The following is a 20,765-nucleotide window of genomic DNA, read 5'->3' on the forward strand; positions in this document are numbered from 1 at the left end:
TAGGACACACCTGGAGGCCACGAGTCGGCTGTATCGCAGATAATGCTGGACATAGACGCACTCTCGCTGCGTTCCGGTAGCGCCCGCAGATGTGGACTGGCATGACACCTGTACCGTGTTTGACCTGCAAACGAGAGGTCATTGCGAACTAGCCCTTGACGACACGACATGACGACAACGCCGACGACTTTGACGCCTTCGCCGACGTTGCCAACTAGCTGATATGCGCATTGTTTCCGCTGGTCAGGGCATCATCCTGTAACTACGGATCAGAAGGTTAGGGGTTCGAATCCCTTCGGGCGCGCTGGTAGGAGGCCCTTCCGCTGATTGCGGAAGGGCCTTCTCCGTATCTCGGTCCGCTCGCTGGATTCCAGCCGACCGTCTGTTTTCCGGCTTCGGGCGACTCAGCGGCCGATTCGATCCAGTTGGCCGAAGTCTTTGTCGGAGAGCGACAGTCCTGCGCCGGCGACATTCTCGCGCAGGTGCGCCACCGACGACGTACCGGGAATCAGCAGGATGTTCGGCGAGCGCCGCAGCAGCCAGGCCAGCGCGACCGACATCGGTGTCGTGTCCAGCCGTTCGGCCACGGCCGACAGAGTCGACGACTGCGGTGGGGTGAAGCCGCCGAGCGGGAAGAAGGGCACATAGGCGACACCCTCCTCGGCGAGCCGGTCGATCAGCTCGTCGTCGTGGCGGTAGGCGAGGTTGTACATGTTCTGCACGCATACGATCGGCGCGATCGCCTGCGCCTCGGCGACCTGTTCGACCGTCACGTTGCTCACGCCGAGGTGCCGGATCAGGCCCTGCTGCTTTGGAGTTCGACGAGCGTCTCGAACGGCTCGGCGAGTGCCCCGGGCTGGGGTCCCTGGGCGTTGCCCAGCCGGAGATCGACCAGATCGAGCCGCTCGACGCCGAGGGCTTCGAGGTTGTCGTGGATGGCGCGCCGCAGATCCTCGGGCTGTCGGGCCGGGGGCCATCCACCCTGTTGGGCACGGGTCGCGCCGACCTTGGTCACGATGTGCAACGCGTCCGGGTAGGGGTGCAGCGCCTCCCGGATCAGCTGATTGGTCACGTCCGGTCCGTAGGCATTGCTGGTGTCGATGTGGGTGCTGCCCAGGTCCACGACCGCGCGCAGGACGGCGAGTGCGCCGTCGCGGTCGGCCGGCGGCCCCATGACACCGGGGCCGGCGAGTTGCATTGCGCCGTAGCCGAATCGGCTGACAGTCAGTTCGCCCAGGGGCCATGTGCCGCCGGGAAGCGTGTCGGACAGCATCTTCGTAACTCTGCCTCTCCTATGGAGCTGGATGGTGGTGCACAGCGGCACCTTGCTTCACTATGGAGATATAACTCTCTGGCAGGAAGTAGGCACTTCGAAGTGCGTAACGCATCCACTGGTTGCAGGAGCGGTCGATGGCGACGATGACGGCAGCCCAGAAACGAGCACAGTGCAAGGCGGAGTACGACGCGTTCCTTGGCGGCATGTCCGAGCCGCAAGCTGCTCGACCGGATCCGACGAATGGGTCACGCTGATCCTGTGCGCGCTCGGCAGCGGTGACGCCGACGGTGCCGGAGTCAGCCAGAAGATGCTCACCCAGACGCTGCGTTCGCTGGAGCGGGACGGGCTGCTCACCCGCACCGTGACGCCGACCGTGCCCGTCACGGTCTCCTATGAGTTGACCGAACTCGGACTCTCATTGCATCGGATGATCCGCGGCGTGAAGAGCTGGGCCGAGATGCACACGGACGATGTGCTCGACAATCGCGCGACCTGCGACGCCCGCACCGCCTGACCCGAGACGTGCCGGTCAGTGTTGATGGTCGGGGTGGGCGGGGACGACGAAGTTCACGGTTTTGCTGTCCAGCACCCGGTGGGTCGGGTCGGCCAGACCGATCCACACCTTGTGGGGTCCGGCCGGTAGAGATTGGATGATCAGGGGTTCACCGCTGGCGTCCGCCCCATGCCACGGCGCGTCGTCGACGGTGACGTGGATGTGTCCGATGCGCGGCGAAACACTCAGTGCGCCAGGGCCGTACGCGGCGACGATCCGAAGGTTCTCCGCGTGGTAGCGGATGACCACCAGGCCCATCGCGAGTTGGTCGGGCAATGGTTGGTCGACGACCAGGGAGGGAGCGGGCTGTGCGGTGAGTGGAACGACCGGCGCCGGTGACCAGGTTGGTGCGCCCGATGCCGCCATGGCGGTCGTTGGCGCAACCGGTGCGGGTGCGGGAGTGCTCGACGAGCAGGCGGCCGATGCGGTCAGCAGGGCGGTCGCGGCTGTGGCGCCGAGTACGCGGATCGGGAGGTGGCGGCTGAACATACGGCCACGCTAGGGACGAGGCGACGTCCGCGGCATCCGCCGGATGACGCCATCGCCGTACGTCATCCTGGTCGCGTCGCCCGGCTAGGTCCACATGGCAAAGGTCCCCGGCCGGACGGCCCGGGGACCTTTGCACTGTTCGGCTCTACCTCTTCTGGTACGACTTCCAGATCAGCAGGGCGGCCTGAACGACGAAGAAGATGCCGCCGCCGGTGGCGTAGACGGACAGCACGTCCAGGGATGGGGACTGGCCGGTGGCCTTGGCGATGTAGACGGCGCCGACCAGGAAGGACAGGCCGCCGGAGATCAGGGTGGGCCATTGTTTACCCAGGACGGGGCCGCGACGGTGGATGCCGACGGCCAGTTGGGCCGCGCCGGAAAGTATTGCCCAGGCGCCGAATACGCCTAGTACCGCGCCCTCGCCGCCGACGACTCCGGCAACGCCGACGGCGATGGCGGTCAGTGTGCTCAGGATGCCGTTGAGTGCGGTCACGCGACGTTCGGAGCCGTCCGGGACCGTGCGGTAGTCGATGGCGCAGGAGACCGCGTCGATGAGCGGGTAGACGACCAGGAGGACGACCGCGACGGCGTTCAGTGGACGGGGGGACGCGGCGAACGCGAGCGCCCAGGCCAGCGCCAGGATGCCGCGCACCAGGGACAACCGGATCACGGACGAACGCTCGGATCCCGAAACAGGAAGTACTGCAGTGCTATTCATGAAACCTATCGATTCGATCGTTGATTGAGGGTCCCGGGCGGCGGGCGTGGAAAGGCCGCTCATTCTTTCGATGCGAGGACGAATTCCCGTATCGCTTCGGCGAAGCGTTCGGGTTCTTCCAGATGCCCCAGATGCCCGCTGCGTTCCAGGACGACCAGTCGCGAATCGGGAATCAATTCGTGCAGTTCCCGTCCCCAGCGCGGCCCGCAGATGACGTCGAAGGAGCCCACCACGACCAGTGTCGGCACGGTCGAATTCGGCAGGTCGGCGCGGTCGTCGATGATGTCCGGCAACAGGTCCACGTCCAGCCCGGAGATATAGGTGGCACGCAGATTTTCCCGGACGGGAGCCCATTGCCGTTCATTTCCCCAGTAGTCGGCGAAATAGGACGGCAGGATGCCGCGCGCAACCGCCACGGTCTGTTCGTCGCTCGAAATATCCTGCAGGGCAGCGAATGCCGCGAGCACCTCGGCAAGTTCGGGCCGGTTCGCGTGCGCGGCGGCGAATTCCTGAACTCGTCGCCCGGCCTCGGCGCCGTGTTCGGGGCCGGTGACCGGCGCACCCTCGTACAGGATGACGCCCGCCAGTCCGGCCGGTCGGTGCAGCGCGTGAAAAGCGGTGACGAATGCCCCGTGCGAATGGCCGAGCAGATACACCTCGGGCACGCCCAGGTGATCGGTCAGCGTTTGCAGCGCACGGCTGTAGCGCTCCCGGGTGTAGCCGTGCGGATGCGTCGGCAGGCGCCCGGATTCGCCCGTGCCGAGTGCTTCGACGTACACCATCGTCAGGTGTTCCTCGAGCCCGGGGACACGCAGGTATTCCCAGTGGATTCCGGGGCCGCCGGGGTGGGCGAGGCAGACGGGTCCGCGACCGTACACGTGATATCGCTGGGTGATTCCGTCGGACTCGAAGGTGTGCGCGCCCGGGGCGAGTGTGGACGGGGGATGAAGCGGAACCGGAGCCATGCGGATACTTTCACCGCCGCGGGCACGGCCCCGAATCTGTCGAATGACGCTGGATTGACGTAATCCGGTCGCGGTACGGCCGTGACGGGATCGTCGGCAGAGTCCCGGCGGGGTGCCGAGTGAGACTGGTCCGCCGGGACTTCGCGCTGTTGGTCAGAGGTATGCCCCGCATACCGGCCACGCGCCGCGGCCCTGGTTGGCGAGAACGGTTTCGGCGACGCGGATCTGTTCGGCGCGGCTGGCGTGTGCGGGCGAACCTGTGCCGCCGGCGGCTCCCCATGTGCTGCTGGTGATCTGGAGGCCGCCGAAGTAGCCGTTGCCGGTGTCGGCGCTCCAGTTTCCGCCGCTCTCGCACGCGGCGACCGCGTCCCAGTCGTGGCCGCCGGAATGGGCCTGCGCAGCGGGAGCGATCATCATCACGGAGGCCGCGGTAATGGCGGCGGCGGCACTGAGGAAGCGGATATCGAAGACACGCGAGTTGTGCACGGAGAATCTCCTTCCATGATCAGCCGACTCGACCTTCGGAATACCCGCGGTCGTTCATGCGGGTATCGTCGGTGATTTTGCGAACCGTGGTGTGGAAATATCAGGTGTGCGTAGGATTCGCCGGCTTGCAGGCACCGTTATACAGTGCACTGCTGCCGGGCCACTCTTGTCGCAATCACGTAACCATCAGACGGTGAAGCGCTGGTCTACCGGGGCAACTTCGGTTTCGTCCGGGCAAAGCCTGTGGGTACGTGTGAAGAGTGGATAACGCTCGGCACTCTTTCTCCGCAAGAGACGATACGTGGAAGACCGTATATGTGCGGGAGAGTTTATCGAATCGAAATCACTTTATGCGAATACATTGCTCACCTGCGGAAATGGCGACTGCAATTGACACGCTCGACCGTTTTGCGTGGGTGTGAAGGCCATGAATGATGTGGCCGTGATGAGCGGATCGGAGTCAGGATTCCAAGGTCAGCGGTACTTTTTCGCAGATCGTCGTCGATCCGGCGCTGGGCGGCGGAGGACAGGGGCGACAGGAGTTGGTATCCGGTGTCGGTTTTCATTGCGAATACCTCCAGCGCGCGCTTCTGGCCTTCGGGAGCGCGGCCGACCAGGATCGAGCGGTGGTCGTTGGGAGCGAAATCTCTTGTGACCCAGCCTTTTTGTGCCAGTTGGCGGACCCGGTTGGTTACCGCGCCGGTGGTGAGTTGTAGTTCGGTGAGCAATTGGCCTGCGCTGAGGCGGTGTTCGGTCCCGGTCGGGGCGAACCGGTTGGGTCAGTCGGGTTTCGGACTGCTCGGCGTGTACGTCTCGCCGGTTTGCTGGGATTGCGCGGCGATGTGTTGCAGCGCTTCGATGTGGGCCTGCAACGCGCGTCGCCCGGAGTCGGTGCTGGGGGTGGACTTTCGTATCTCGTCGACGACGCGGCCGGATTCGCTCAGCTGCTCTAGCGGGGTGGTCCCGCGGATTCCGCGGGGTACTCGGCGATGGGGCGGAGGCGGCTGAGCGCATCGCGGCGGCCGGTTGCGGTGAGACCGATCTGTGTGGCGACGTCGAGGTCGATCACGCCCATGAGGAGGCCGAGTACGGCGTTGGCCGGCCCGTCGAGCACGAGGTCGGGGGAGTCGGCTCGTCCGACGTGGGTTTCGACTCGTCCGCCGCTGATCTCCATGACCGCGTGCGCGTCGCCGACGTCGAGCTGAACCACCACCGGCGGCGCCTCGGGGTCGGTGTCGACGGTGAACCACGCGGGCGCGTAGGCCAGCCACTGGGGCAGGAAGGTGTCCTGTCGGTCCACTGTGCTCATGTATCGCAGGCCCCAGAGTCCGACTGCTTTGAGGGCGGGCTCCAATGCGTGGCCTGCCTCGGTGAGCCGGTAGAGGGTGGTCGCGATGGGCGGGGGTGCTTCGTCGCGTTCGATCAGCTCGGCCTGCTCCAATTCGCGCAGGCGGGTGGAGAGCAGGTTCGCGGCGATTCCGGGCAGCCCGTTCTTCAGGTCGGTGAACCGGCACGGGCCCTGTATCAGCAGTTCGCGCACGATCAGCAGCGTCCACCGGTCTCCGACGACGTCGAGGGCGCGCGCGATCGAGCAGTACTGGCCATAGCTTCGCATGGCAACCACTATATCAAATGTAAGTAGAAGATCTGGTTTTAGTAGTTGAAAAACTCTACTTACTAGTCCTAGTATTCAACCATGAACTCTCTGCGATCCAAACCACTGATCCTGACCGCACTTCTGGCCGCCTCGTTCCTCATCAACCTCGACACCACGCTGGTCAACGTGGCGCTGCCGACGCTCACCCGTGAACTGGGTGCCGACACCGCGCAACTGCAGTGGGTGGTCGATGCCTACAACCTCGTATTCGCCGCGCTGCTGCTCACCTCGGGCAGCCTGTCCGATCGCTTCGGTCGTAAGGGCATGCTGCTGGCTGGTCTGGTGGTGTTCGGGGCCGCGAGTTTCATCGGCGGCTATTCGAACTCCCCGGGTGAGCTGATCGCTGCCCGTGCCGTGATGGGTCTGGGTGCGGCAATGACGTTCCCCGCCACGCTGTCGCTGCTGACCGGAGTGTTCACCGGTCGGAAGGAACGCGCGCTGGCGATCGGATTGTGGGGTGCCACCGGCGGCATGGCCATCGCCCTCGGGCCGATCGTGGGTGGCTACCTTCTGGAGCATTTCAGCTGGTCGAGCATCTTCTACACGCTCGGACCGGTATCGCTGACCGTCATCGCGACGGCCGCGGCATTCGTACCCCGATCGAAGTCCGTGACCGCGCATCGGCTGGACTTCCCGGGCCTCGTGCTGTCCGGCGGTTTCATGGCGGTGCTCGTCTATACCGTCATCGAGGCGCCGAACCGCGGTTGGACCGCGCCCGCGTCGGTCCTGGGATACGCCGGCGCGGCGCTTCTGGCGATCGCATTCGTCCTTGCCGAGCGCCGGGCCGATCAGCCGATGCTCGATGTGCGGCTGTTCGCGAATCTGCGCTTCAGCGCCGCCAGCGCATCGGTAACGGTCGGATTCTTCACGTTGTTCGGGTTCATCTTCCTGATGACCCAGTACTTCCAGTTCATCCGGACCTATGGCCCGCTGTCCACCGGCGTGCACCTGCTGCCCGTGGCAGTCTCGGTTGCCGTCGGGTCGGCTGTCGGCACGCGGCTGGCCATCACGATCGGCACCAAGGCCATCGTCACGGTCGGACTCGTCCTGCAGGCGGGCTTCTACTTCTGGGTCGCCACCGGCATGACACCCACATTTCCCTACGGGGTCATCGCCATCCAGATGGTCGTCTACGGCCTGGGCATGGGGCTGACCATCGCGCCCGCGACCGAGTCGATCATGGGGGCGGTGCCCGCCCATCAGGCCGGGGTCGGCTCCGCGATCAACGACTCCACCCGGCTGCTCGGCGGCACCCTGGGCGTAGCGGTGATCGGCAGCGTCTACGCCTCGCTGTACGGGTCTCGCCTCGACACCGGTCTGCCGAAAGCACTGCCGTCGGCGCTGGCCGACCTCACGCACCAGTCCGTCGGGATGGCCTATGGCGTGGCCGCCCGGCTCGCCGCCGACGGTCGAGGTGCCGCCGCGGATGCCGTTCGCCGTGCCGCGACCGACGCCTTCGACCATGGCCTGAGCATCGGTTGCGTCGTGGCGGGGGCGGTCGCGGCCGTCGGGGCGCTGCTCGCCGTCGCGTTCCTACCCGCGCAACCGCCGCAACGGCCACAGACGCGACATCGTTCGGCCCATTCCGAGACCGTCGGGCAATGACTCCGACCCCGTCCCTCCATCGAAGCGAGTCAGAGATGAACCACAGCCGGATCCCGTCCCAATATTCGACGGGCACATCGCGGACCGATATCGAGCGCGCCCTGATAGCCGCCGGAAAGGACCTCGGCCAGTTGCACATTGCGGACCTGGCGATGCTCGAGGATTATCACACCAGCGGACGCATAGCGACCAGCCAACTGGCCGACCTGATCGCGATCGCTCCGGACAGCGCGGTTCTCGATGCGGGGACCGGCATCGGTGGCACCGCTCGATACCTGGCCGATCGATTCCGGTGCAGGGTCACCGGCGTCGATATGGTCGAGGACTACTGCGGCACCGCCCGGTGGCTCAACCGCCTCGTCGGTCTCGACGACCGGATCGAAGTCCGTCGAGCGGACGTGACCGCACTTCCGTTCGCGGACGCCACTTTCCAGGTCGTATTCAGTCAGCACGTCCAAATGAACATCGCCGACAAGAACGGTTTCTACCGGGAAATGCGCCGGGTCGTCGAGGGCGGGGGACGGCTCGCGCTGTGGGACATCGTCTCCGCCGGTGTGGTCGGCGAACCCGATTACCCGCTCCCTTGGGCGGATACCGCCGGCCAGAGCCACTTGGCCACCCGGGACTCGCTGCGCGGGATGATCGAGGCGGCGGGATTCGGCATCGAGCATTGGGAGGATCTCACCGAGCAGGCCGTAGCCACCATGCGCATGGTGCAGGCGTTACCCCCGAGCCCGCTGGGACTCCATGCCTTCGTGCCCGATTTCGTCACACGCGCCGAAAACCTCACCGCAGCGCTCGCCGACGGACGACTGCGAGCCATCCGGGCAGTGGCCGAGGCAGTGTAGACGACGGCGCCGGGTTCGCTCAGCGGCCCGAGCGGGGTGGTCCCGCGGATCCCGCTGGGTACTCGGCGAGCGGTACCAGGTTGCGGGACCAGGCGGCCAGGATGGGGGTGACGACCCGCCAGGCCTGTTCGGCCTCGTCGGCGCGGATGGCCAGGGACGGATCGCCGTGCAGGACGTCGAGCAGGAGCCTGCCGTACGCCGGAAGTTCCGGTGGGTCCATCCGCGCGGTCAGAGTGAGTGGTTCCAGGGTGTTGACGGTGGGGCCGATGGCGGTGAGTTCGAGGGACAGGCATTCCGGATCGAGCCCGAATCGCAGCACATCGGGTGCTGCGACGCCATGATGTCCGAACGGCATGTGCGGCACCGGGCGGAAGTGGACGGCGACCTCCTTGCGATCGGCGCCGAGCGCTTTGCCGCTGCGCAGCACGAAATTCGTTCCCGACCAGCGCCAGCTGTCGATCATCAACTCGACCTCGGCGAACGTCTCGGCCCCGCGCTTCGCGTCGACGCCCTGTTCATCGACATAGGCCGGGACGCCGCGGTCGCCGATGAGGCCCGCCAGATAACGCCCCCGGCGAGTGCGGTGCGGGATGTCGGCATCGGTCAGCGGCCGGATCGATCGCAGCACGTCGACCTTGTGGTCGCGAAGATCGCGTTCGGACAACGTGATCGGCGGTTCCATGGCGATCAGGCACAGCAGTTGCAGCAGGTGGTTCTGCACCATGTCCTTCAGGGCGCCGACATGGTCGTAATATCCGGCTCTGCCCTCGAGCGTGAGGGTTTCGTCCCAGATGATCTCCACCTCGGCGATATGCGCACTGTTCCACACGGATTCGAGTACGCGATTGGCCAGCCTGCTGCCGAGCAGGTTCTGCACGGTGGTCATGGCGAGGAAATGGTCGACGCGGAAGACGGCTCGTTCCGGTACCAGCTCCGCGAGCAGCCGATTCAATTTCTCCGCACCGGCCAGATCCTCACCGAACGGCTTCTCGAGCACGATCCGGCTCCCCGCGGGCAGACCGGCATCGTGCAGCGTCGTGACCGCTGCGGGAAACAACGCCGGGGGCAGCGCTAGGTAGATCGCGACGGGCTGGCCATCTGGCAACAGTGCAGCTACATCCTCCGAACTCTGAATATCAGCCCGTCGATATCGCGTCGCGGCAGCGGTCGCTTTCCTGGCCGCGACCGGTGTATCCGCGGCGTGATGATCGAGTTGAGCTGCGACCCACTGCTGAAACTCGGCCTCGCTCCGGCCTTTTCGATCGGCACACACCATTTCGAAGCGACTGTCCAGATGTCCGGCCGCGAACAGTGCGCTGACGGCCGGTAGCAGATAGCGAGCGGCGAGGTCCCCGGTTCCGCCGAAGACGACCAGTCGCGTGATCACGGCATCCGTCCTCGTTCGAGCGAGATTCACGTCGTCGGGATCGTGCATGCGGACCCTTTCGCGAGTAGGGCTGCCCGGCAGCAGGATTCAGCCGAATCTGTTCGGTCTCTGCGTCCTGCCTCGTGCAGTCAGATTATCAACTCATGTCATTGTGGCAAATAGTCAGCGATCTGATGTTCCGGATGGTCGGGAGGGTAATCGCTGCTCGGTATCGCCCGTGCTGCCATCGCGTTCGACCTCGTCGAAGGGCTTCCGGGCGGTGGATTTTTCGTTGCTCACGGCTTCGGCAGGGCCCGGGACTTGTTCGGCGGAATGACCGGGCACTCGGTTGGCGGATCGCCGGAGCCGGATGCGCGGCGGTCGGCGCCGTATGTGCCGTCGATCGTGGTATTCCGTTGTCCTGTCGGGGATTTCGACGGCAACCCGCGGCAGGAAGTAGCCGACGAGCGGGCCCATGGTGACCGTGATGAGTACGGTGCCGATGCCGATGGTGCCGCCCAGGAGCCAGCCGGTGGCGGCCACGGTGACCTCGATCGCGGTGCGGATCACCGGGATCGGTTTGCGGGTGAGTCGGACCAGGCCCGTCATCAGGCCGTCGCGTGGTCCGGCGCCGAACTGTGCGCCCAGGTAGAGGGCATCGAAGAAGGCCAGGCCGACGATACCGGCCACCAGGTAGAGCGCTCGGATCTCGATGTCGGGTGGGGGTGGGACGATTCGTGCCGTCGCGTCGGCGGCGATGCCGATGAGAACTACGTTGAGCAGCGTTCCCAGGCCGGGGAGTTCGCGCATCGGGACCCAGGCGACGAGTACGACCACGGCGATGAGGTTGGTTGCGGTTCCGAACGAGATTCCGGTGGATCCGGAGATTCCTTCGGTGAGCACGCTCCAGCTGGCGGCTCCCAGACCGCAGGTGACCAGCAGCATCACCGAGGCGCCGTAACCGATCAGGCCGACCAGAAGTTGCGGGATCCTGCGCAGTTTGCGTCCGGCGCGCAGTTGTTCGGCCGCGTTCATGCGACGGATGACGAATCGATCGGCGGCCGGGAGATGCGGTGGAGTCACCGGCTCATCCTCAGGGAAATCTGGTATCCAATTCCATAGCCAGATTTGCGATGCTGGTTCGATGAAGATCAGCGCATCGGTGGTGGCGCAGATGTTGGGCGCCTGGCAGGTGGGACCGGGTCCGGCACACCAACGCCTCTCCGAGCGGCTGCGGCTGCTGGTGCTGGATGGACGTCTGGTGCTGGATGCGGCGTTGCCGAGCGAGCGGGATCTGGCGCTCGCGCTGGGGGTGAGCCGCACGACCGTCGGCACCGCCTATCGGTCGCTGGCCGACGCGCAATTCATCGACACCCGGGCGCGGTCCCGGGCGGTCGTCCGGCTCCCCGACGATCCGGCGCCGCACCGGCAGGCCGCGTCCTCGTCGCCGACGATCGATCTGTCGTTCGCGGCGCCGGCCGCACCCGGCCCGATACTGCACCGCGCGTTCGACACCGCATTGGAACGACTGCCTCGCTATTTCGATCGTCGGGGGTACGAGCGCGACGGCGTGGTCGAGCTGCGGGAATCCGTCGCGCGGTGGTACGCCGGGCGCGGGTTGCCGACGCGGCCTGACCAGATCATGATCACCAACGGGGCCCAGCACGCGCTCGCCCTGATCGCGCGCACCCTGGTCCGCCCCGGCGACCGCGTCGTGATCGATCATCCGACGTATCCGCACGCGATCCGGGCCTTCACCGATGCCCGCGCCCGCCTCGTTCCGGTCGCGCTCGAACCCGACGGCTGGAACGTCGAACAACTCCGCGTCGCCGGTCGGGGTGCGGCGCTGGCGTACCTCATTCCCGACTTCCACAATCCGACCGGGCAGTGCATGCCCGCGCACGTGCGGCGTCGCCTGGATCCGGGCTGTCCGGTGGTGATCGATGAGACGATGGCCGATCTGGCCATCGATCTGCCCCGCCCGGTCGCATTCGCGGCCGATCATCCGGACGCGATCAGCATCGGGTCGACGTCCAAGAGCATCTGGGGTGGGCTGCGGATCGGATGGATTCGGGCCGGATCATCGATCCTGACCCGCCTGTCCCGGATGCGTCCCGGTACCGACCTGGGCACTCCGATCCTGGAACAACTCGCCGCGAGCATCCTGCTCGACGGCCTCGACACCCATCTGCCCGACCGGATCCATCGACTTCGGGAGCAGCGTGATGGGCTGTATGCAGCGCTGGCCCAACACTTTCCGGACTGGACGGTGTCGATCCCGCCTGGCGGGCTGTCGTTCTGGGTCGTTCTCGACCAACCGATCAGCTCACGCCTGGCCGCGATCGCGCCGGACTACGGCATCACCCTCGCCGCCGGACCGCGGTTCGGCATCGGCGGCGCATTCGAACGTCATGTGCGCCTGCCTTATTCGCTGCCCGTGGATGAACTTGCCTCGGCGGTGGAGCAGTTGGCCGCAGCGCGCCGAGCCGTCGTGCGCGGGGAGCGCGGGAAACACGAACCGTCGACGGTTGCGTGAAAAGTGCTTGGTGGCAACATGATCGAGGAAGCAGGGTGATTCACTGCCAGTGCCTTCTGCTCAGAAGCAGTAGGGGAACTTGCAGCGTTGCGGGTCGTCCGGGCCGAAGATGAGCAGGACGAGGCCGTTGACGATGGTGTCGGTTACTGCCGAACCGGTGTTGAACGGCTCGGCGGCAATGGGCCGGTTGGTGACAGCGCCGGCTGTGACATCTGCGGAGGCCGTCGCTGGTGCGGCGATCAGAACACCGACCATCATCGCCAGCAGGATCTTCCGGGTCATGGTGTCGCCTTTCGCTATTCGCTCGAGTGCATCGCAAGCCTAGCGAAGCGATGGCCCGGTCGCGCGGGACTCGAAGGGCGCGCGCGGCGTTCTCAGGAAAATCTCAGCTGAGGCACAGGAATGCTGATGAGCAGGGTGCTTTCAGGATGAATCGGGCCGCGTATGCCCACATGCGCTGACAGTCGAGCCGGAGTCCGGGCAGTGTCGACACCTCTTGTTATATGCCGCTGATCAGCGTTATATTACACAAAATAGCGGCACGGTTTGCAGTGTAGGAGGGCCGTCATGGTCACCGTTCATACCTCGGTGGAGCCCGCAATCGCTGAACACGGGTTTGTCGGCCTGCTCGGTAAGACTGTTGCCCAGGGAGTCGCCCAGGCCGAACCGTCGGGTGAATTCGACCGCTCCCGTGGAGAATTCGGCATCGACATGGCGGTGGCACAGCTCGACGGCATGGTGGACGGTCAGCCGCGCGAGACGCGCCTGGACGTACGTCAGATCGTCGCGACGCTGCCCGCGCCGCGGGTGTCCGGCCGGGATCCCAGCTGTGCGCTGTTGGCCAACCTGCCGCACGCCCAGCCTCGTCACACCTTGGAACTATTGCGGCGCATCACTGTTCGCCCACATGCTGCGGCGGGGCGCTTCGAGATCGAGGTGTCACTGCAGGCGATCCGGGCGTTGCTCGAGTTGGGCCACGACAATATGGCCGAGGGGATGTTGGATGCCTTGCGGACCACCTGCGTCGGCGATTGGCGCATCGCCTGGTTCACCGGCATCGCGGCGCTGGTGCAGGCGGATCACAGGCGCGCCTACCGGCAATTCGACATCGTCCGGGTGATGTTGCCGGACGAGTCGACTCCGAACCTGGCCATGGCGGTGACCGCCGAGTTGCTGCTGCTCTCGCACGGGACACGCGCCGACGCCGCCGACTGGCGGCGCGCAGCGATCGGCCACTACCGGCAGGCATGGCGCTCGAATCACGAAACAGCAAGCGCTGCTTTCGGACTCGCGCGGATGCTGACCGCCGAGGGGGATGTGCGCGCGGCGGTGGCGGTGCTGGACGAACTGCCCGCCGGATCGCTGCACCGCGATACCGCCGGGCTCACCGGATGCCTCCTGCACGTCGGCGGTCCCGCTAGCGAGCTCACCGAGACCGATCTGCGGGTGGCCGCGGGCAGGCTGGCGGGCCTGTCCGATGCGCGACGCTATCTGCCGACTCGCCTGATCCTGCTGTGGACCACCTTGGTGTGGCTCGAATCCGGTGGACGCCTGCGTAATCCGGAGACATCGATATTCGGCACCCCCAACACCGTCCAGGGGCTGCGCGAAGGCGTCGAGGCGGGCCTGCGTGAGCTGGCCCGTGCGACCACCGATACCGGCCATCGCATCCGGTTGGTGGATCTGGCCAATCAGGTGCGGCCGAGAACCTGGTTCTAGCCGGAAAGCCCGAGAGGGCTCGCGACCCGACGAGCATCCGTATTCGACCTGCGTGCATCCGGGATCGGTTATCGCCTGACCCAGGTTTGGGCGGTGTCGGTGAGGTTCCACCAGGAAACGTAGTGGGGGTCTTCGGAATTCAAGGTCCAGCCGGAGGTGAGTGCGTCGAAGAAGGGGGTGTCGGCGGTTCTTCCGCCCTGCGGTTCGCCGATGTAGACGAGGTGACTGCCGCCGGTGGATTCGAAGGCCGCGAGTGCGTCGGAGGCCATGGGGTTGTCCCAGCCCGGGGGCCAGCACAGGAACAGGACGTCGTCGGGGCTGTGGGCGGGTGCGTTGCTCGAGGGGGCTACCGGGAACCAGACATCCGGCTGGCCTGCGGTTTTGGTGAACGAGACGTTCTCGGCACGGTCCGGCGGATGTGAATCGTAGGCTTCGACCGTCAGGCCCGCGTCACGCAAACGGGACGCCCAGTAGCCGCGGCCTGCGCCCAGTTCCACCACCGTGCGGCCCGCGCAGAACCGGGCCATCCAGTCGATGGTCTCGGGGGAGGGGATCGCGTAGGCGTAGGCGGATTGCAGGATGGTCTGGGCGAAGCCGAGGCGGGCGCTTCCGGTGGCGCGACCACCGTTCACCACCCGGCGTCCGTCGTGTTCGGAAACGGACGGCGCGACGATGTCCCAGTACGGGTTGGTGCTGATCGAACGGTCGCCGGTCAGATAGTGCAGCAGACGCAGATCGAATGCGGCATCGGCTCTTTCGTCGCCGGTGCCCGGGAGGATCGGTGCGGCGTCGAGGTACTCCGCGACCTTCGGATATTCGCTGTTCAGACGTTGCTCGTCAGCCAGCAGCGCGGCTAGTTCGGTTCGACGCTCCGATGTCAGAACAAACTCGGCCATAGGTCGATTCTCCCGGCAGGCAACGGGATCCGCGAGCAGTTCGGTCGATCTGTCTCGGACCTGCGCATCGGGCTGCCGGTGGCCGACCGGACGTGCGCTCGGCCGGTCCGACGCGTCGCGGGCCGATCGACTCCTGCTCGAAGGCGTTGCTCTTTGCCCGGCGATGTATCGCCATTCCCCACCACCTCCTTCCTGGGCGCGGTGTGTGGACCATGTCCACCGCCCCTCGGCTGGAGGTATCGCCACCTTACGTCATGGATCAGTAAGATCTGTTGGGAGACAACTAATTACAGGTCAGTTGGAATGTCGAGAGAATGGAACCGTTTCGATGCGGTTCAGTTGGTGAGGGTGGCGATGGCGTCGCCGACGGATTTGGTGCCCAGGATGGTGAGCAGGACCGCCATGATGGTGGAGTTGTGGCGGGTTGCCCAGTCTTTCCAACTGGTCAGGACCGTGTTGGCACGTTCCCCGGCGAACAGGTGGATGGCCAGGGGGATGGTGACGCACAGCGAGGCGATCAGGAGGAAGACGACGCCCGCGATGACTCGGGCTCCATGGCCGGGCGTCACCGAGCTGATGGTGACGGCCGCGGCGGCCAGCTGGGTGAGGTTCTTGGGGTTGACCACCGCCAAAGTCGTTGCGAGCGTGATGATTTGCGCCCATGCGGGTGGCGCGCTGTCGGGGGCGGGGTGTAATGCGCGGCGGGCCTGCTGGGCGGCGATCGCCAGGGCGGCCAGGCCGATCACCAGTTTGGCCCAGCCGACCCAGGTCGCGGGGTGATCGTGGTGGCTGGCTCCGACCAGGCCGCTGATCGCGATCAGGACGGCGACGATCACGGCGAGGGCGACGATCCAGGTGATCGCGAACGTGACGGCGTTGGCGCGGGCCCGGGGTGTGGCCAGCAGCAGGATGATCGCGACCAGTGCGAGCGGACTGATCGCGACACCGACACCGTGACTGAGAATCTGGCCGATCGAAGTCCCGAGCATCACTGTGCCCCTTCACTGTTCGCTGTCGCGGCGAATGCGAATCCATTCCTGCGCATCGGTGACGGCCCGGTCGACCGCCCCGAAGACGTGCTCGTCGGCCGGAACCACGCCACCCCCGCCGAGTTGGGCGCTCAGACCGGTCCGATCGAGCACATGGGCCAAACCGGGACGTACCCCGGCGAGGATCAACCGCCCACCGGCCTTCTCCAATCGTGTTGCGTACCGCCGGAATTGCTTGATCAGAGCCGAGGATGGAACCTCCGGCACGACGCGCATCACCAGCACGAGCACCGCACCACGCGCTTTCGAGACCTCCGGCAACTTCCCTTCCAGCCGCGACAATTCCGCGAAAAAGCTTGCGCCGCCGTACTCCACGACGGTCACCTGCCTCGGCGGCAGGATCGCCGGAACCTCCTCGGTGCGCCAGCGTTCATCGGAATCGCGCACGAGAGCGACCAATTCGGCCTGTCGGGAGATCTGCACGCAGTACAGCAGCAGCGACAGGATCGCGCCCAGCACGATCGCCTGCTGCAACGGCAGTTGAGTGGTCGCCGCGAAGGTCACCACCATCGCCAACGCCGACAGTCGTAGGCCGCCATCAGGTAGAAGTTGCGCCACGTGCCGTTCTCGGAGCCGTAGCCGAGCTGTTCGAATGCGTTGGCCTGCAAGGCTTTCGCATCGGCATTGGCCGGATCGGCGAAGATCACGTAGTTCACCAGCTGGACCACCCAGCGGTAGTCACCCGCGTCGTACGCCTCGCGAGCGGTGCGCAGCGCGGAGTCCGCACCGCCCATCGCCGCGACGTGCCGCACGGCCGATTCGACCGGCGGATGCTCCCACAGATGTGCCGGATTGCCGTCGAACCAGCCCATGTACCGCTGGTAGATCGCCTTGACGTCATGGCTCACCGAGCCGTAGTAGCCGTGCGTGTGCCAGGTCTTCTCCAGTGCGGGCGGCATCTGGATCATCTCGGCGATCTCGATGCCGGTGTAGCCCTGGTTGAGCAGGCGCAGGGTTTGATCGTGCAGGTAGCCGTAGGTGTCGCGCTGCAGTGACAGCCACGAGGTGACCTGCTCGGTCCCCCAGGTCGGCCAGTGGTGCGAGGCGAAGGCGACATCGGTCTTGTCGCCGAACAGCGTGATCGTCTCGGTCAGATACTGCGACCAGACGTGTGCGTCGCGGACCAGCGCGCCGCGCAGGGTGAGGATGTTGTGCAGGGTGTGCGTCGCGTTCTCTGCCATGCACAGCGCGCGGTGATCGGGGAAGTAGAAGTTCATCTCCGAGGGCGCCTCGGTGCCCGGTGTCATCTGGAAGATGATCCGCACCCCGTCGAGCACCTCCTCCTGCCGCGTCTCGGTGATGTCCTTCGTCGGCGGGATCAGGGTGACGGTGCCGGTGGAGGTGGTCATGCCCAGACCGGCGCTGACCTGCCCCTGTGCGCTGCGGGGCAGCGCCGCGCCGTACATGTAGGCCGCGCGGCGACCCATCGCGATACCCGCGAACACGTTCTCCGCGACCGCGTGCTCGACGAATCCGGCGGGCGCCAGGATCGGGACGCGCCCCGCCTCGACGTCCTCGGTCGTCGTGACGCCCATGACGCCGCCGAAATGGTCGACGTGCGAATGGGTGTGGATGACGCCGGTGACCGGCCGATTGCCACGCTGTTGCCGGTACAGCTCCAGGCCGGCGGCGGCCGTCTCGGTCGAGATCAGCGGATCGATCACGATCACGCCGGTGTCGCCTTCGATCAGCGTCATGTTCGACAGGTCCAGGCCCCGGATCTGATAGATGCCCGGTACGACCTCGTACAGGCCCTGCTTGATCATCAGCTGCGCCTGACGCCATAGTCCGGGATGTACCGAGTTGGGGCACGTTCCCTGGATGTAGGAATAGGAATCGTTGTCCCACACCGCTTTTCCGTTGGCATTGGTGACTACGCCGGGCTTCGGTTCGGCGATGAAGTCGCGGTCGGCGTCGTCGAAATCGGTGGTGTCGGACAGCGGCAGGGATTGCGCCGCTCGTTTCAGTCGGTCTTCGGTATGACCGGTGGGATCGGCCGACGATAGTTCAACCGCGTTACCCATGTTGCTCCTGTCATTCCGGAAATGCTCGAACCGCACTGGGCGAACGGATCGGCGGCCGGTGATGCGTGAGTTGTCATCTGGTGAATGCGACTGTGCTGCACGATACTTGACCGAAGCTGGGCTGGATGCTACCAAATGGGATCGGTTCGCGTAAGTGCTGGAAGCCATTCTTTACCTGGCTGAACGCCTTCCGGTAACGATTATGTAGCTATCTTCTGGCTATTGATCGCTGAGGCTCGAGTTGGCTTAGGATCGTCGGCGCCGGCCGGTCGGGACCGAGCCGAAATGTGCTCGGGCAGTTCGCTGTCTCGCAGTGTGCCGTTGCAGTACGCTGAGGCGGTCACGAGAGTGATGCTGGGCGGCGGAGCGCCGCTGTGTACGACGCCCCACCTGATGGGTTACCTAGTCCACGTCCAGCGGACCAGTGTGAGCGCCCCGGCGATCACGGCAGCTGCTGTCAACAATATGCCGTAGTCGACCGGGGCCTTGCTCTTTGCCCGGCGATGTTTCGCCATTCCCATCACCTCCTTCCTGGGCGCGGTGTGTGGACCATGTCCACCGACCCTCGGCTGGAGGTGTCACCACCATACATCGTTGTTTCGAGTAGATCTGTTGCACTGCAATAGATTCCGTGCATCTGGAACGCTGTCTATCCGGGCCTGTTTCAGTAGTGGGAGTTGCCGCCCGTTCTCCGTGTCCGGGGCTCGAGGACGAGTTGCTCGCAGGTCGCCTCACGGGACTCGAGTAATCTGCTCATCCAGGCGCCTCGATGCCGGTCGGGGTTCACGGCGAAAGGGCAGGTGTGGCTGGCGCGAGGATGGTGGGGCTGTTCGCCGGGATCGGCGGACTCGAGCTCGGCCTCGGTGCGTACGGGTGGAACACCGAATTGCTCTGTGAGATCGATTCCGGTGCACGGGCCGTGCTTTCGGCGCATTTCGCGGACGTCGAGGTGCATCAGGACGTCACCCGGTTGCGTGCGCTGCCGGCCGGGACCGAGCTGGTCGCCGCGGGTTTTCCCTGTCAGGATCTGTCGCAGGCGGGGCGGACGGCCGGAATCACCGGTGCACGTTCGGGTCTGGTGGACGAGGTGTTCCGGTTGGTGCGGCGGCGGCGCGGTCCGCGCTGGCTGTTGATCGAGAACGTGCCGTTCATGCTGCAACTCGGGCGCGGGCAGGCGATGCGGCACATCACCGCCGCCCTCGAGGAACTCGGCTACATGTGGGCGTATCGGGTGGTGGATGCGCGGGCGTTCGGGCTGCCGCAGCGGCGGTTGCGGGTGCTGATGCTGGCCTCGCGCACCGAGGATCCGCGGCCGGTGCTGTTCGGGACCGACGCCGGGCCGCACGAGATCGGCGATCCGGCCCTGGATCCGTGCGGTTTCTACTGGACCGAGGGAGTGCGCGGGCTGGGCTGGGCGGTCAATGCCGTGCCGACGCTCAAGGGCGGATCGGGACTGGGGATCGCCAGCCCACCGGCCGTCCGACTGCCCTCGGGCGAGATCGTGACGCCCGGGATCGTCGATGCCGAACGGCTGCAGGGATTTTCGCGCGACTGGACCGCTCCCGCGCTGACCGTGCCGGGGATTCGGCCGGGACACCGCTGGAAACTGGTCGGCAATGCGGTGAGCGTGCGGATGGCGACGTGGGTGGGCGGTCGGCTGGCCGACCCGTCGGGTGCGGCGATGCCCGAGGACGGCGTGCTGTCCGGGCAGCGCTGGCCGACCGCGGCCTGGGGCCGGAACGGGACGGCGTACCGGGTGCCGCTCTCGACGTGGCCGATCCACGAACCGTACGAGGATCTGCGCTGGTTCCTCGAGGACGCGCAGTTGCTGTCCGCGCGTGCCACCGCGGGGTTCCTGCGCCGGGCCGGGCGCGGGACGTTGCGTTTTCCGCCGGGCTTCCTGGCCGATGTGCAGAATCATCTGCTGCGGATGGGCGGATCACCGCAGGAGGCCGCTTAGCGTGCAAGGGGTGTGCGCATGAGTTCGGAACGACCCGCGACCGACGCGGCGACCAGCGCCCGGATGTCCCGGCAGCGGCGGGTCGGCACCAAGCCGGAGATCGCGTTGCGCAAGGAGTTGCACCGGCGCGGCCGCCGCTACTTCGTGGACCGCGCACCGCTGCCGGGGATGCGCCGTCGCGCGGATCTGGTCTTTCCGCGCCTTCGCGTCGCGGTGTACGTCGACGGCTGCTTCTGGCACCGCTGTCCCGAACACGCCACCTTTCCGAAGAACAACGCCCGGTGGTGGGCCGAGAAACTGGCCGGGAACGTCGCCCGGGACCGCGATACCGACGCCCGCCTCGCCGCGGCCGGGTGGACGGTGGTCCGCATCTGGGAACACGAGGATCCGATCCGCGCCGCCGACCGAGTCCAGGCCGCGCTGACTTCCCAATAGCGGCTTTTGCCCCGTTCATCAGGGATGATCGAGGGAAGACTTCGGTAGCGGCCGTCCAGTATGTGTGCCTTGGATCGAGGAATCGAGGGCGATGACATCGAGCAGGCAAGCGTCTTCTCCGGGCCGGGCAACTGCACGGGCCGGGCGAATTCCGGCACCGGGTGCGCATCCCCTGCGTCGAAC

17 protein-coding genes and 4 pseudogenes are annotated in these 20,765 nt (G+C 66.0%); 7 read left to right on the plus strand and 14 right to left on the minus strand.

Annotated elements, in window-relative coordinates; genetic code table 11:
* Positions 1 to 404: 404 nt before the first annotated feature.
* A pseudogene (locus tag ON40_RS35755) lies at positions 405 to 1,273 on the minus strand (aldo/keto reductase family oxidoreductase).
* 137 nt (positions 1,274 to 1,410) lie between these two features.
* On the opposite strand from ON40_RS35755, the pseudogene ON40_RS35760 reads away from it, so the two are divergent.
* Positions 1,411 to 1,790, plus strand: a pseudogene (locus tag ON40_RS35760) (winged helix-turn-helix transcriptional regulator).
* A gap of 15 nt (positions 1,791 to 1,805) precedes the next feature.
* Here the strand turns inward: ON40_RS35760 and ON40_RS35765 are convergent.
* The 6 genes and pseudogenes from ON40_RS35765 to ON40_RS35785 form a co-directional block, all read right to left on the minus strand.
* Positions 1,806 to 2,318 (minus strand): DUF6130 family protein, encoded by a 513-nt coding sequence (locus tag ON40_RS35765; RefSeq protein ID WP_245568145.1) that lies wholly within the window; start codon positions 2,316 to 2,318, stop codon positions 1,806 to 1,808.
* A gap of 145 nt (positions 2,319 to 2,463) precedes the next feature.
* Entirely contained in the window at positions 2,464 to 2,988 is a 525-nt protein-coding gene (locus ON40_RS35770; protein ID WP_245568146.1) for a DUF308 domain-containing protein, read from the minus strand.
* Positions 2,989 to 3,095: 107 nt separating this feature from the next.
* Positions 3,096 to 4,001, minus strand: coding sequence for an alpha/beta fold hydrolase (locus ON40_RS35775; protein ID WP_040829750.1), 906 nt, complete (start codon positions 3,999 to 4,001; stop codon positions 3,096 to 3,098).
* 153 nt (positions 4,002 to 4,154) lie between these two features.
* The gene (locus ON40_RS35780) at positions 4,155 to 4,418 is read right to left on the minus strand and encodes a transglycosylase family protein (protein ID WP_051194087.1); all 264 of its coding nucleotides are present in this window, start codon (positions 4,416 to 4,418) and stop codon (positions 4,155 to 4,157) included.
* 434 nt (positions 4,419 to 4,852) lie between these two features.
* Positions 4,853 to 5,224: pseudogene (locus ON40_RS50525) on the minus strand (MarR family transcriptional regulator); the annotation flags it as partial.
* Positions 5,225 to 5,436: 212 nt separating this feature from the next.
* The gene (locus ON40_RS35785) at positions 5,437 to 6,102 is read right to left on the minus strand and encodes a winged helix-turn-helix transcriptional regulator (RefSeq protein WP_040829752.1); all 666 of its coding nucleotides are present in this window, start codon (positions 6,100 to 6,102) and stop codon (positions 5,437 to 5,439) included.
* Between the two features lie 81 nt (positions 6,103 to 6,183).
* Between ON40_RS35785 and ON40_RS35790 the strand changes: the two genes are divergently transcribed.
* Complete coding sequence (locus tag ON40_RS35790) at positions 6,184 to 7,749, plus strand: MFS transporter (RefSeq protein ID WP_051194081.1); 1,566 nt, start codon at positions 6,184 to 6,186, stop codon at positions 7,747 to 7,749.
* A gap of 35 nt (positions 7,750 to 7,784) precedes the next feature.
* On the plus strand, positions 7,785 to 8,597 hold the full coding sequence (locus ON40_RS35795; RefSeq protein ID WP_051194082.1) for a class I SAM-dependent methyltransferase: 813 nt from the start codon (positions 7,785 to 7,787) through the stop codon (positions 8,595 to 8,597).
* Between the two features lie 19 nt (positions 8,598 to 8,616).
* Here the strand turns inward: ON40_RS35795 and ON40_RS35800 are convergent, their stop codons facing one another.
* Positions 8,617 to 9,984 (minus strand): glucose-6-phosphate dehydrogenase, encoded by a 1,368-nt coding sequence (locus tag ON40_RS35800; RefSeq protein WP_040829770.1) that lies wholly within the window; start codon positions 9,982 to 9,984, stop codon positions 8,617 to 8,619.
* Positions 9,985 to 10,146: 162 nt separating this feature from the next.
* On the minus strand, positions 10,147 to 11,046 hold the full coding sequence (gene yczE, locus ON40_RS35805) for a membrane protein YczE (RefSeq protein ID WP_218008917.1): 900 nt from the start codon (positions 11,044 to 11,046) through the stop codon (positions 10,147 to 10,149).
* A 61-nt stretch (positions 11,047 to 11,107) separates the two neighbouring features.
* Between yczE and yczR the strand changes: the two genes are divergently transcribed.
* Complete coding sequence (gene yczR, locus ON40_RS35810) at positions 11,108 to 12,499, plus strand: MocR-like transcription factor YczR (RefSeq protein ID WP_040829754.1); 1,392 nt, start codon at positions 11,108 to 11,110, stop codon at positions 12,497 to 12,499.
* A gap of 60 nt (positions 12,500 to 12,559) precedes the next feature.
* On the opposite strand, the gene ON40_RS35815 is transcribed toward yczR, so the two are convergent.
* A complete protein-coding gene (locus tag ON40_RS35815) occupies positions 12,560 to 12,781 on the minus strand; it encodes a hypothetical protein (RefSeq protein ID WP_040829755.1) in 222 nt (73 codons plus the stop codon).
* Positions 12,782 to 13,066: 285 nt separating this feature from the next.
* Between ON40_RS35815 and ON40_RS35820 the strand changes: the two genes are divergently transcribed.
* Positions 13,067 to 14,218: a tetratricopeptide repeat protein gene (locus ON40_RS35820; protein WP_051194084.1), complete on the plus strand. Its 1,152-nt coding sequence runs from the start codon at positions 13,067 to 13,069 to the stop codon at positions 14,216 to 14,218.
* A 68-nt stretch (positions 14,219 to 14,286) separates the two neighbouring features.
* On the opposite strand, the gene ON40_RS35825 is transcribed toward ON40_RS35820, so the two are convergent.
* The 4 genes and pseudogenes from ON40_RS35825 to ON40_RS35840 all read right to left on the minus strand — a co-directional run.
* Entirely contained in the window at positions 14,287 to 15,114 is an 828-nt protein-coding gene (locus ON40_RS35825) for a hypothetical protein (protein WP_040829756.1), read from the minus strand.
* Between the two features lie 335 nt (positions 15,115 to 15,449).
* Positions 15,450 to 16,103: a GAP family protein gene (locus ON40_RS35830; protein ID WP_040829773.1), complete on the minus strand. Its 654-nt coding sequence runs from the start codon at positions 16,101 to 16,103 to the stop codon at positions 15,450 to 15,452.
* Between the two features lie 12 nt (positions 16,104 to 16,115).
* On the minus strand, positions 16,116 to 16,673 hold the full coding sequence (locus ON40_RS35835) for an STAS domain-containing protein (RefSeq protein ID WP_040829757.1): 558 nt from the start codon (positions 16,671 to 16,673) through the stop codon (positions 16,116 to 16,118).
* 8 nt (positions 16,674 to 16,681) lie between these two features.
* Positions 16,682 to 18,187 (minus strand): annotated as a pseudogene (locus ON40_RS35840) (alkyl/aryl-sulfatase); the annotation flags it as partial.
* Positions 18,188 to 19,004: 817 nt separating this feature from the next.
* On the opposite strand from ON40_RS35840, the gene ON40_RS35845 reads away from it, so the two are divergent.
* On the plus strand, positions 19,005 to 20,147 hold the full coding sequence (locus tag ON40_RS35845) for a DNA cytosine methyltransferase (RefSeq protein WP_040829775.1): 1,143 nt from the start codon (positions 19,005 to 19,007) through the stop codon (positions 20,145 to 20,147).
* Between the two features lie 18 nt (positions 20,148 to 20,165).
* Positions 20,166 to 20,582 (plus strand): very short patch repair endonuclease, encoded by a 417-nt coding sequence (locus ON40_RS35850; protein WP_040829758.1) that lies wholly within the window; start codon positions 20,166 to 20,168, stop codon positions 20,580 to 20,582.
* Positions 20,583 to 20,765 lie beyond the last annotated feature (183 nt).

This window comes from Nocardia jiangxiensis NBRC 101359 (assembly GCF_000308615.1).
Taxonomy (GTDB): Bacteria; Actinomycetota; Actinomycetes; order Mycobacteriales; family Mycobacteriaceae; genus Nocardia; species Nocardia jiangxiensis.